Annotated in this window: 10 protein-coding genes; 7 read left to right on the top strand and 3 right to left on the bottom strand. The window is 43.4% G+C overall.

What is annotated here, in order from left to right; genetic code table 11:
• Positions 1–45 precede the first annotated feature (45 nt).
• From xerD to thrC, 4 genes are all read left to right on the top strand, one after another.
• Positions 46–966, top strand: a complete 921-nt coding sequence (gene xerD / locus F907_RS01330) for a site-specific tyrosine recombinase XerD (RefSeq protein ID WP_016653267.1) — start codon at positions 46–48, stop codon at positions 964–966.
• Between the two features lie 134 nt (positions 967–1,100).
• The gene (locus F907_RS01325; protein ID WP_005278366.1) at positions 1,101–1,916 is read left to right on the top strand and encodes a DsbC family protein; all 816 of its coding nucleotides are present in this window, start codon (positions 1,101–1,103) and stop codon (positions 1,914–1,916) included.
• A 129-nt stretch (positions 1,917–2,045) separates the two neighbouring features.
• Positions 2,046–3,347: a homoserine dehydrogenase gene (locus F907_RS01320; protein WP_016653268.1), complete on the top strand. Its 1,302-nt coding sequence runs from the start codon at positions 2,046–2,048 to the stop codon at positions 3,345–3,347.
• 105 nt (positions 3,348–3,452) lie between these two features.
• Positions 3,453–4,592 (top strand): threonine synthase, encoded by a 1,140-nt coding sequence (gene thrC / locus F907_RS01315; RefSeq protein ID WP_016653269.1) that lies wholly within the window; start codon positions 3,453–3,455, stop codon positions 4,590–4,592.
• 130 nt (positions 4,593–4,722) lie between these two features.
• Here the strand turns inward: thrC and pbpG are convergent, their stop codons facing one another.
• A complete protein-coding gene (pbpG, locus tag F907_RS01310; RefSeq protein WP_127472516.1) occupies positions 4,723–5,787 on the bottom strand; it encodes a D-alanyl-D-alanine endopeptidase PBP7/8 in 1,065 nt (354 codons plus the stop codon).
• Positions 5,788–5,998: 211 nt separating this feature from the next.
• Between pbpG and gacA the strand changes: the two genes are divergently transcribed.
• The 3 genes from gacA to F907_RS01295 are packed head-to-tail and all read left to right on the top strand — an operon-like array spanning position 5,999 to position 9,685.
• The gene (gene gacA, locus F907_RS01305; RefSeq protein WP_016653271.1) at positions 5,999–6,634 is read left to right on the top strand and encodes a response regulator transcription factor GacA; all 636 of its coding nucleotides are present in this window, start codon (positions 5,999–6,001) and stop codon (positions 6,632–6,634) included.
• Positions 6,635–6,660: 26 nt separating this feature from the next.
• On the top strand, positions 6,661–8,226 hold the full coding sequence (locus tag F907_RS01300; RefSeq protein WP_016653272.1) for a sensor histidine kinase: 1,566 nt from the start codon (positions 6,661–6,663) through the stop codon (positions 8,224–8,226).
• A 22-nt stretch (positions 8,227–8,248) separates the two neighbouring features.
• On the top strand, positions 8,249–9,685 hold the full coding sequence (locus tag F907_RS01295) for a sigma-54-dependent transcriptional regulator (RefSeq protein ID WP_016653273.1): 1,437 nt from the start codon (positions 8,249–8,251) through the stop codon (positions 9,683–9,685).
• Positions 9,686–9,733: 48 nt separating this feature from the next.
• Here the strand turns inward: F907_RS01295 and F907_RS01290 are convergent, their stop codons facing one another.
• Both F907_RS01290 and gpmI read right to left on the bottom strand, forming a co-directional pair.
• Positions 9,734–10,909, bottom strand: a complete 1,176-nt coding sequence (locus F907_RS01290) for a S41 family peptidase (RefSeq protein WP_016653274.1) — start codon at positions 10,907–10,909, stop codon at positions 9,734–9,736.
• Positions 10,910–10,918: 9 nt separating this feature from the next.
• A complete protein-coding gene (gene gpmI, locus F907_RS01285; protein ID WP_016653275.1) occupies positions 10,919–12,463 on the bottom strand; it encodes a 2,3-bisphosphoglycerate-independent phosphoglycerate mutase in 1,545 nt (514 codons plus the stop codon).
• Positions 12,464–12,553: the final 90 nt, after the last annotated feature.

Below are 12,553 nucleotides of genomic sequence, written 5' to 3' on the forward strand. Positions count from 1 at the left end.
CTCAAATACCTGTCCCTTTTCACCTAGTTATGCTTTCAACGCCCTATGTTAAATAAAAAGCCACGTATTCCTGCTGCAACCCACATCCCTGAACATTTGAGTTTTTTACAGGGTTTTCGGGATTATCTGGTGGCTCAAACGGTGAGCCCACATACCCGCAATGCCTACTTGTCTGATCTGGTACAATGTAGTGAATTACATCAAACAGTAGCATTACCCCAATGGTCCAGTGACGATATCGCCGATGTGCTCATTGCACTCACCAAGGCTGGTAAAAGCCCACGTTCAATTGCACGTTGCCTATCTGCGTTAAGACAGTTTTATAAGTTTTTAAGAGAACAAAAACTACGGGACGATAATCCGGTTGCAACGCATCATTCTCCTAAAATTGGACGTGCCTTGCCTAAGGATTTATCTGAACATGACGTAGAGGCGTTAATCAATGCACCAGACATCAATACGGTTTTAGGTCTGCGTGATCGCGCCATGTTTGAAGTTCTGTACGCCTGTGGTCTGCGCGTTTCAGAATTACTCAATTTACGTTTGGAACTGATCAATTTAAAACAGGGCTTTGTGCGAATCACCGGTAAGGGCAACAAAGAACGTCTGGTGCCATTGGGACAGTTTGCCTGTGACTGGATTGAAAAATATTTAGTTGAATCACGTCCGCAGCTCTATAAAAGCAGCACCGATTATCTGTTTTTAACCCAACATGGCGGCATCATGAGTCGGCAAAATTTCTGGTATGCAATTAAACGTTACGCCTTACAAGCCAATATCCAAGCAGAGCTCTCCCCCCATACTTTACGTCATGCCTTTGCCACTCACTTGCTCAATCACGGTGCGGATCTGCGCGTAGTACAAATGCTGCTTGGACACAGTGATCTTTCCACCACACAAATCTATACCCATGTCGCGCAACATCGCATGCGGGAGTTACATGGCAAATACCACCCACGGGGATAAAACCACCTTTTATCGAGGAGCCCGCTAAAATTTGATTCCGTTCACAGAGCCTATGCAAGATTTAACGAAGTGATTCATTTTTTTTGTTATGCTAGGCCCCTTATACAAATGAATTCGTACAAAAAAGGTTCTATATGTTGTTTACTCGGTCTCAGCTTGTAATTGCTTGTACATTAGCATCAACATTATTAGTCAGTGCTTGCTCAAAAGAAAACTCAGCACAAAAACAAGATGCACTCACAGCAAGTGCACCTGCGACAGGTGAAGCCTCAACCTTAAATGAACGCAATGCACAGCAGCGCTTAGTCTCTACCTTAGAAAAACATTTCAAAACCGCCAATATCAATGCCAAGATTCTTGCGGTGAAGAAAACCGAAGTTCCAAACTTATATTGGATCAGCCTCGAAGGCATGGGTTCCGTTTATGCAACTGCTGACGGTCAATACATTATCCAAGGGGATGTGGTTCGTTTAGGCGACAAGCAACTGCATAATGTCAGTGATGCCTTACAAGCAACCGAAAATAAAAAACATTTAGCGGCGCTGAAAACCGAAGATCTGATTGTTTACCCTGCACAGGGCGGTAAAGCCAAGCATGTGATCTATGTGTTTACTGATTCGAGCTGCCCTTATTGCCATAAACTGCATGAACATTTAGCAGAAATCAATGCCAAAGGCATTGAAGTCCGTTACATCGCATGGCCACGTGGCGAACAGTTCATGCCAACCATGCAAGCCATCTGGTGTAGCCAAGACCGTAAGGCTGCCTTTGACCAAGCAGCCAAAGGCTTACCTGTTTCAGCTGCAGAATGTAAAAACCCAGTGCGTGACCAATATCAATTAGGCTTAAACATGGGAGTCAATGGTACACCTGCGATCTATAACGTCGAAGGCGAGTATTTAGGTGGCTATATGACCCCTGAAGAAATCGTTCAACGCTTAAACAAATAAGCGAAAACATCACCGCAAAATTACAAAGACTCGGGCGACAGATTAAAGATGATCTTAGCCCTAGTGTCTGCGCACTTTTTTAGCTATGATCAAGCTTCATTAAAATGATTGAATATAATGGAGTGTGACGTGAAACCAGTTCGTCTGGCGATACTCGGTCTTGGTACTGTAGGTGGTGGAGCCCTTAAATTACTACAAGAAAATGCTGCGGAAATTAAACGCCGTACCGGTCGAGAAATTCAAATTACACACGTAGGCACACGCCGTCCACGTCCAGATTTACAACTCGAAGGAATTAAACAAAGTGATGACTTGATGGACATCGTACGTCAAGCTGATGTTGATGTTGTGGTTGAAGTCATGGGAGGGATTCATCCTGCGTATGAAGTCATCATGGAAGCCATTAAACATGGCAAACAAGTTGTCACCGCAAACAAAGCTTTACTTGCTGAACACGGCAATGAATTATTTAAAGCGGCAGAAGACAATGCCGTGCAAATCGCTTATGAAGCAGCGGTTGCTGGCGGGATTCCAATTATTAAAGTGATTCGTGAAGGTCTTGCAGCAAACCATATTGAATGGCTTGCTGGCATCATTAATGGCACAGGCAACTTCATTCTGACTGAAATGCGCGAAAAGGTTCGTGCTTTTGAAGATGTATTAAAAGAAGCGCAAGAACTGGGTTATGCCGAAGCGGATCCAACCTTTGATGTAGAAGGAATTGATGCTGCGCACAAACTCACCATTCTGGCGTCATGTGCTTTTGGTATTCCATTACAGTTTAATAAGGTCTATACCGAAGGCATCAGCAAAATCACTGCTCAAGATGTAAAATATGCAGAAGAGCTGGGTTTCCGCATTAAGCATTTGGGTATCGCACGTCGTGCCGAACAAGGCATTGAACTACGTGTTCATCCAACTTTGATCCCTGCAGAAGAATTGATTGCCAATGTTAATGGCGTGAAAAATGCGGTATTGGTTCAAGCCAATGCTGTCGGCCCAACCTTATATTATGGTGCAGGCGCAGGTGCAGGCCCAACAGCCTCGGCTGTAGTTGCCGATGTAATTGATATCGTACGTGATATTTCTTATACCGAAGATGGTGCAGGCACTATTCCTCAACTTGCCTTTGAAGCACTGACCAATGTGCCGATCTTAAGCCGTGAAGAAATGACCACAGGTTATTATATTCGCCTCAATGCTGAAGATCAGACGGGTGTCTTGGCAGATGTCACGACCATTCTCAGCCGTGCCGGTATTAGTATTGATGCCATCATGCAGCAATCGCGCTTGAAAGACTTGATCCCAATCGTAATTTTGACAGATCCGATTGTTGAATCGAAAATGGATGAAGCACTTGCACAAATTCAAGCATTACCTGCAATTCGTGGCGAAATCGTAAGAATTCGTTTAGAATCGCTCGATAGTTAATCAGTTTAAATCTCCCCTCACCCCTCAATAAAGAGGGGGAACTCCTCCCTTTTACAAAGGTAGGTTGGGAGGGATTTTCTCTCTACCTCATATTGGAACACCATCATGTCGAATGCCAATCGTTATACTGGTCTTGTAGATCGTTATCGTGACCGTTTACCCGTGTCTGCAACTACACGTGCAATTTCTTTAGGTGAAGGTAATACTCCACTAATTAAACTCGAGAACATTCCACGTATTATTGGCAAAAACGTCGAAATCTATGTGAAATACGAAGGTCTGAACCCAACCGGTTCATTTAAAGACCGTGGTATGACCATGGCGGTGACCAAAGCAATTGAAGAAGGCTCTAAAGCAATTATCTGTGCATCAACAGGTAATACTTCAGCAGCTGCCGCAGCCTATGCAGCACGTGCAGGCATCAAAGCATTCGTCTTGATCCCAGAAGGCAAAATTGCCATGGGTAAAATGGCACAAGCAATGATGTATGGTGCGATTACCATGCAAATCCGCGGTAACTTTGATGATGGTATGCGTTTGGTCAAAGAGGTTGCAGATCAAGCGCCAGTAACGATTGTAAACTCAATCAACCCTTACCGTTTGCAAGGTCAAAAAACCATTGCTTATGAAATCGTAGAAGCGCTTGGTCGCGCGCCGGATTATCACTGCTTACCAGTGGGTAATGCGGGGAACATCACTGCACACTGGATGGGTTATACCGAAGCGGTTGCCAACCAGCCTGCGGATCAGTTTGAACAAGTGATTTATGATGCGGCAACAGATCAATTCACAGGGCCTAAACCAGAAGGTTTACCGACTATGGTGGGTTATCAAGCATCTGGTGCTGCGCCATTCTTACGTGGTGCACCAGTGGAGAACCCTGAAACGGTTGCAACAGCGATTCGTATTGGTAACCCACAAAGCTGGAACCATGCCAAAGCTGTGGTACGTGATTCTAAAGGTTGGTTTGATGAACTGACTGATGCTGAAATTTTAGAAGCTCAACGCCTCCTTTCAATGTACGAAGGTGTGTTTGTTGAACCTGCTTCTGCTGCATCAATCGGTGGGGCAATCCGTGACCTTAAAGCAGGTAAAATTGCTGAAGGTTCGGTGATCGTATGTACCGTAACGGGTAATGGCTTAAAAGACCCAGATACTGCAATCAAGCAATGTGCTGATGCGGTGATGCTGTCAATTGATGCCACCATGGATCAAGTGAAAGATTCAATTCTTTCAAATATGTAAGCATAAGCTTCGCAATTAAAAAAACCAGTTGCCCACAACTGGTTTTTTTATCTGAATACAGGCCGTATTCTTTGTAGCAAGCATAAAAAAGCTCTTCATAACAGAAGAGCTTTTTTAACATTCATCTAGATTAAACGCGTTTTGGCAAACTGCTTAACCATGTCAATAGGTTGGTTGCATCACTATTACGTGCTTGTGAGCTTGGTGCACCCAATAAGACAACAACAGCTGGACGTGAATTCACCGTCGTGTGCATGACGACACAACGTCCCGCTTCATTAATATAGCCTGTTTTTGACAGGTTAATGTTCCAGCCACCATTACGCACCAATGCATTGGTATTATTTGATTTCAGTACACGATAACCTAAATTGAAATCATAAGTTGGCGTGGTTGAAAATTGGCGAATCAAACCATATTGCGAAGCGGTACTGACCAGAATCCCTAAATCACGTGCAGATGAAACATTATGCGGATCTAAACCTGTCGATTCAGCATAACGTGTAGACGTCATGCCCAATTGCCTCGCTTTAGCATTCATCGCTGCAATAAATGCAGGACGTCCACCTGGATAAGTCCGCGCTAAAGCAGCAGCGGCAGGATTTTCTGACTTCATCAAAGCAAATAACAGTGCTTCTGCACGATTCATGGTATCGCCTGCGCGTAAGGTCGAACTTGAGTTCTTCCCGCCTGCACCCGCGAAATCAATCGATTCCAGCGTGATTTCTTCTGACATGTTTAAACGCGCATCTGCAGTGACGACAGCCGTCATCAATTTAGTAATCGACGCAATTGGAACCGACATGTTGCTGTTTTTGCTATACAGCACCTCACCGGTCTGTGCATCCATCACCAAAGCAGCACGTGCATTGACTGAAGGCTGGCTGCTATACCCGAAAGTATCGCGAATTTGTGTCGACGACTGCGGCGCCGTTGAAGAGGTGATGGTTGACGAACTGCCATTACGCAAAGTTGTGGTAACAGAAGTTGAACCTTGTGGGCTAATTTCTAGCGGATCATCATCTTCCATAAACTGACTGGCATCACTTGCAGACCAATTCATCGAAGCTGAACCGCTCACACGCGAAGAAGCTGGATTGTTATTCACAACCAGTTCAGCAAAACTTGTTGAGCTCCAAGCCAACAAGATAGACATGCTTAAAACATGCATGATAGATTTTTTAGAATTTTTCACGACACAATACTCAACTCAGGACGCTGCACATTTGCGCTTAATACCATTATGCCTTACATTTGAACAAATCGGGTAAAGCTTTTATAGACACAATTGTGTACAACTATTCGCTAAAAACGAAGAATAGGATTGCTAATTTTGTCGTTTCATTGCAAGCTAATTTTGCTTTATGTAACAAAAAACCAGTTTTTTTTGAAAAAAGGAGGTCTTCTTGATCACTGTTCTTGTTGTTGATGATCATGAACTCGTGCGTACAGGGATTTGTCGTATGTTGGAAGACCACCCCGATGTAGAGGTCATTGGACAAGCAGAATCGGGGGAAGAAGCCATTGCTTTGGTGCGTCAAAAACATCCACAAGTGGTACTCTTAGATGTCAATATGCCAGGTATTGGCGGTGTTGAAACGACGCGTCGCTTGTTGCAAAGTGTGCCTGAAACTAAAGTGATTGCAGTCAGTGGTCTTGCGGAAGAACCCTACCCATCATTGCTTTTAAAAGGAGGTGCAAAAGGCTACATTACCAAAGGGGCACCCATTACAGAAATGGTGCGTGCGATTAATAAAGTGATGCAGGGAGGAAAATACTTTAGTGCAGATATTGCTGAACAGCTCGCCAGCTCCTATCTTTCAGATACACAACAATCTCCATTTGATGCTTTATCAGAACGTGAAATGCAAGTGGCGATGATGGTCGTCAATTGTATCAGTGCACAAGAAATTGCAGACAAGCTATTTGTCAGCGTGAAAACTGTAAATACTTATCGTTATCGTATTTTTGAAAAATTGGCAATTGACAGTGACGTCAAGCTGACTCATCTTGCGATTCGTTATGGCCTCATTAAACCTTAAAACATTTAGAATAATAGTCATCGCCTATGTTAGGGAAAATAGCAACATCGGTCTCTCAGACCATCTATCGATTAGGCGTTTGGTATAGTGGCTACCGGCTTATTATTGCCGTTAGCCTGCTATTAATTTATTTACTGACTGCCGAACAGCTTTCGGGTAATTATGTTTATCCTTTTTTATATTTCTATACTTTAATTTGCTATATCACCTTCAATATTTTTCAGCTTGCTTTACTACAACTTGTTCCGATACACATCTCCAAGCAACTGATTTTTATTTTTCTAATCGATGTGATTTGTCTCAGTTTAATTACCTTTGCTTCGGGTGGCCCCAATCTGCAACTGAGCTTGCTCTATGTCATTATTATTTTTTCTTCAGCCCTTTTACTCAATGCACATCTTTCACTGATCATTACTTTATTTGCCGTCATCATGGTGGTTTACCAACGCTTTTTAGGTGACTTCTTTGATGCCAATAATTTAACGCATCTCGGTAATAGTGTTTTTCTGGCATTTTTATTTTTTGTCGTACACGCCATTGGTCGTATTGCTGTACAACGTTTTAAAATCTTAGAAACCCTGACGTTCAATCAGTCAATTGAAATTCATCAACTGCAGAATATTAACCGCTATATTCTTGAACAGATCGAAGATGGTTATTTGGTCCTTGACGAAAGCAATCATATCGTCTTAACCAATCCTGCAGCCAATACCTTGTTAGGGATTCATCTGCCGACCTCTTTGGAAAAAACACCGCTGATCAAGTTACAGCCTGACTTGTTTGAACTGATCCAATTCAGCAAGCTTGAAGATGGCGAAGAGTTCAGTTTTGAGTCACAACAGAGCCCATACACCATCAATGTTCGGGTCAAACATCTGGTTGTACCTGAACAAGCCTTAGTGTTATTAGTTTTAAAAGATGCACAAAAACTGACACAACAAGTTCAACAGCTCAAACTGGCCGCCTTGGGTCAGCTTTCAGCCAGTATTGCCCATGAAATCCGCAATCCATTGGCGGCTATTGTACAAGCCAATGAGTTATTAAAAGACAGTGATGCTCATCAGCTGAGCATGCTGTCTCACATGATCAGCAAACAGGCCAAACGCATTGATAATATTGTGCAAGATACACTCGCCATGGCACGGAATAAGCCAACAGAACCTCAAGTCATTGAGTTAAGCGCTTTCTTTGCAAGTCTGCTGAATGAAGATCTAGCCGATGCCAAACATCGTATTCAACTGAAACAGGCTGAACAGCTCAGTATTCTGTTTGATGAAAAACAATTACGCCAAGTGCTGATCAATTTAATTCGAAATGCACTGCGACATAATTCGACCGATGCCCCTTATATTGAAGTTGAGGTCCAGCTAAAAGATGGGCGAACCTGTATCGATGTCATCGATTTTGGGACGGGTGTCTCAAAACGAGATATTTCTCAACTGTTCAAACCATTTTTTAGTACCGAAATTAAGGGAACTGGTTTAGGATTGTACCTGTCTCATACTTTTTGTGAGGCAAATCATGCAAAGCTCACCTATATAGAGCGACAACAAGGAGCATGCTTCAGGATTGAATGCTCAAAAATTCATTGATTAGATTAGGTTTCTCGGGGAAATGGCAACAAAACAACCACTCGTCTTATTGGTAGACGACGAAGAAGATTTATGTCTTTTAATGCAGATGACGCTGGCGCGTATGGGCATTAAAACACATCTCGCCTATCGGGTCGAACAGGCTAAAAAATTCTTTACTGAATTCCAGTACGATGCCTGTTTAACAGATTTAAATCTTCCTGATGGAAATGGTTTGGATCTGGTCAAACATGTAACACAAAACTATCCCAACACGCCAATTGCCGTATTAACAGCTTATGGCAATATGGATATCGCGATTGCTGCACTCAAAGCAGGCGCATTCGACTTTGTCAGCAAACCTGTCAACCAAATGCATCTGGATCAATTGATCCAGAAAGCACTGAACCGCCCGCAGCCTGAACAAGAAGCGGCAGAGACGGCCTTAGAAAACAAGCTATTAATCGGGCGTTCCGCACCCATTCAGCAACTGCGCATTGCGTTAAAGAAAATTGCACGCTCCCAAGCCCCAGTATTCATTACCGGTGAATCTGGCACAGGCAAAGAAGTGGTAGCAAATCTGGTACACCGCCTGAGTAACCGTAGCGAAGGGCCTTTCATTGCCATCAACTGCGGTGCGATTCCGACTGAATTGATGGAAAGTGAGCTGTTCGGGCATAAAAAAGGCAGCTTTACTGGTGCGACTCAAGACAAGCAAGGCTTGATTCTGTCTGCTCATGGTGGCAGTTTATTTTTAGATGAAATTGCTGAATTACCGCTAAATATGCAGGTCAAACTGCTGCGTACTGTTCAGGAAAAGAAAATTCGTCCCGTAGGTTCAGATCAAGAAATTGATGTGGATTTTCGCGTGATTAGTGCCAGCCACCAAGATTTAGAGCTGTTAGTTCAGCAAGGCCGCTTCCGTCAAGATTTGTTCTTCCGTATTCATGTGATGGATATCGTACTGCCACCTTTACGTGAGCGTGGGCAAGATATTTTGCTGTTGGCCAATCACTTTATTCAAAAGATTAGCCAAGAATGGGATCTACCCGCAAAATCACTCTCTGCACGTGCAGAACAATTTTTATTGCAGCAATATTTCCCAGGCAATGTGCGCGAATTACGCAATATTATTGAACGTGCCATTACCCTTAGTGATGATGACAACATTGATTTGGCCCATTTACAGACCGCACCTTTGCGGAACACATTGGCCAATCCAGCCGCTTCGTTTTCTACTGCGCCTGTAGAAGAAGCTGAACCAGTTCAACATTCTGCCAGCACCACACTGAGCTCAAAGAAACTTCCACCTGAAGGCTTGGAGCGTTATTTAGAGAATATTGAAAAAGAAATTCTCCTCAACGCACTCAACCTGACCCATTGGAATCGGACTTTAGCAGCGAAAAAGTTAGGTATGACTTTCCGTTCGTTACGCTATCGGCTGAAAAAATTCGGCTTAGATACCGAAGACGAAGAATGATCAAAAACAAGGCCCCGATTTTCAGGGCCTTATTTTTTATAATGTTTTTTAATACCGACTTTTTAATACCAAGTCAGTTACATGTTCGAGGTAAGCATCCTCTTTCATTTCTGCTGTTAACGGAACAATTTGATTGGGTTGAATCCCTTGCCCTTCAATCATATTGCCATTTGGCGTGTAGTAGTGCGAAACCGTCATTTGTAGCGCCGCACCACTTGGTAATGGAAAGAGCTTTTGTACCACCCCTTTACCATAACTGGTTTCCCCCACCACCCAAGCACGCTTATGTTCCTTCATCGCTGCGGTAAAAACCTCAGCCGCAGAAGCAGAACGTCGATTGATCAAAATGCCTAATTTCATGTTCTGAAATTCATTAGAGGGTAACGCTTGGAATTGCTGATCGCCTTCCGAACGGCTTTTAGTGGTGACAATAATCCCTTGGTTTAAAAATAAATCTGCCGCTTCAACCGAAGCCGAAAGTAAACCACCTGGATTATTACGCAAATCGAATACCACCGCTTTCAGCTTGGTGGAACTATACTCTTCAATCAAACGTTTAATTTCATTGGCAGTATCTTGTTGAAAAACACGTATTTTCAGCACCAAGACCTGATTGTGTAACAGAACAGGTTCAATATCAGTTTCAACTTTTTTATTACGAACCAAAATCACCGTACTGCTATTATTCTCTGGCTGTATCTGTAAAGTACTGCCGATTGAACCGTAAAGTAAACCTTGAACCTGATCTTGGTTTAAGCTCTTCAGTTCCTGATTATCGACCTTGAGAATCACTTGTCCATTGCGGAGACCCAACTTGCTCGAGTCCGAACCTGCTTTTAAATCTTGAATCTGCCAAGACTTGGCATGGGCATCATAATTTAAATTAAAATCGACTGAGGCGAGATCACCTTCTGTATATTGAATCAGTTGGCGATATTCTTCTGCAGATAAATAACGGGAATAACGATCCAGACCACTGACCAGACCTTTAATTGCTTGTTGAAATAAAGCATCATCCGATTTTTTATCAACATAGTTATCTTTGACAATGCCATAGATCTGCACAAACTGTTGAATCGACTCAATCGGGACTTCTGCATTTTGAGCAGGCGCCTCATCACCCCATCCCGAAGCGTGTGTTACAGGCGCCGCAAAAAGACTATGGCCCCAACACATCAACAAACTTGCACAGATCGCTCGGTAAATGTTGTTGTGCTGGGTCATTGCTTCACCTTATTTTAAAGTAATTAAATTCTTGCCTTGCATATCAGAAGGTACAGGAATGTGCATCAAATGGAGTAATGTTGGCGCAACATCAGCCAGTACACCACCTTCGGCAATCGTTGCTTGTGTTGGCCCCACATAAATAAACGGCACCAATTCAGTGGTATGCTGCGTATGAACTTGTCCGCTGTCATAGTCTTGCATCTGCTCTACATTACCATGATCTGCAGTAATTAACATATGCCCTTTGTTTGCCATCACGGCATCATAAACACGACCAAGACAGGTATCGACCGTTTCAACTGCTTTCACTGCAGCATCAAATACGCCTGTGTGTCCAACCATGTCCCCATTAGCATAGTTCACGACCAACAGGTCAAACTCACCTGAATTGATCGCATTCACTAATTCGTCCGTGACTTCATAAGCACTCATTTCAGGCTTTAAGTCATAAGTCGCAACATTCGGAGACGGGATCAGAATCCGTTTTTCGCCTGGATATTCATCTTCACGACCACCACTGAAGAAGAAGGTGACATGTGCATATTTTTCAGTTTCAGCAATCCGCAATTGGGTTTTGCCTAAATCTGATAAATATTCGCCAATCGAGTTTTTCAGCTCTTCTGGCATATAAGCGACAGGCGCATTAATGCTGGCTTGATAGCGAGTCAGCATCACAAACTTCGATAAATGGGGTACGACTTTACGTTCAAAACCTGCAAAATCTTTTTCAACAAAGGCCCGGGTAATTTCACGCGCGCGATCGGCACGGAAATTCATAAAGACAACGCTATCGCCGTCTTGGACTTTGGTCATTTCACCAATGCGGGTTGCTTTGACAAATTCGTCATTTTCGTTCGCGGCATAGGCAAGTTCCAAGCCCTCAACTGCGGAATTGGCAACACGGACTGCCTCACCTTCCGTCATTAAACGATAGGCTTGTTCAACACGGTCCCAACGATTGTCGCGGTCCATCGCAAAGTAGCGACCAATCATCGACACGATACGCCCCTGATTTGGATACTGTGCAAATAAAGCATCTAATTTTTCTAATGAGGGTTTTGCACTACGGGGTGGGGTATCACGACCATCTAAAAAGGCATGCAAATACACGGTTGCACCACGTTTTAAAGCCAATTCACACATCGCCACAATATGGTCTTCATGCGAATGTACGCCACCTTCTGACAACAAGCCCATCACATGCACGGCACCCTTCGCGGCTTTGGCTTTCTCAACAGCATCCACTAACACTTCATGCTCAAAAAAAGCACCCGTGCGGATATCTTTGGTAATTCGGGTAAAATCCTGATACAGCACACGACCTGCACCAAGATTCATATGACCGACTTCAGAGTTGCCCATTTGACCATCAGGCAAGCCAACATCTTCACCTGAGCCCGAGATTAGACTATTTGGATGCTTGGCTTTCATCGCAGTAAGATTTGGCGTTTTTGCCGCTAAAAAAGCATTATCGTCAACAGCTTCACGATGTCCTACACCATCCATGATTACCAGAACGTGAGGAATTTTGCCAGCATTTGCATCCGTCATAATGGACTCTCTGTTTGTCATTTGATCGGTCTATTTTACCGAAATTTAATCGAATTCTCTATGATCTCTCGATGGCTTTCATCAATACCG

Origin of the sequence: Acinetobacter colistiniresistens (assembly GCF_000413935.1) — a bacterium.
In the GTDB taxonomy this organism is placed as follows: domain Bacteria; phylum Pseudomonadota; class Gammaproteobacteria; order Pseudomonadales; family Moraxellaceae; genus Acinetobacter; species Acinetobacter colistiniresistens.

What these genes read in the sequence shown, in the direction of transcription:
- F907_RS01290 (WP_016653274.1), bottom strand. Translation starts at nt 10,909, where the DNA reads ATGACCCAGCACAACAACATTTACCGAGCGATCTGTGCAAGTTTGTTG.
- F907_RS01325 (WP_005278366.1), top strand. Translation starts at nt 1,101, where the DNA reads ATGTTGTTTACTCGGTCTCAGCTTGTAATTGCTTGTACATTAGCATCA.
- xerD (WP_016653267.1), top strand. Translation starts at nt 46, where the DNA reads ATGTTAAATAAAAAGCCACGTATTCCTGCTGCAACCCACATCCCTGAA.
- gpmI (WP_016653275.1), bottom strand. Translation starts at nt 12,463, where the DNA reads ATGACGGATGCAAATGCTGGCAAAATTCCTCACGTTCTGGTAATCATG.
- thrC (WP_016653269.1), top strand. Translation starts at nt 3,453, where the DNA reads ATGTCGAATGCCAATCGTTATACTGGTCTTGTAGATCGTTATCGTGAC.
- F907_RS01300 (WP_016653272.1), top strand. Translation starts at nt 6,661, where the DNA reads ATGTTAGGGAAAATAGCAACATCGGTCTCTCAGACCATCTATCGATTA.
- F907_RS01295 (WP_016653273.1), top strand. Translation starts at nt 8,249, where the DNA reads ATGGCAACAAAACAACCACTCGTCTTATTGGTAGACGACGAAGAAGAT.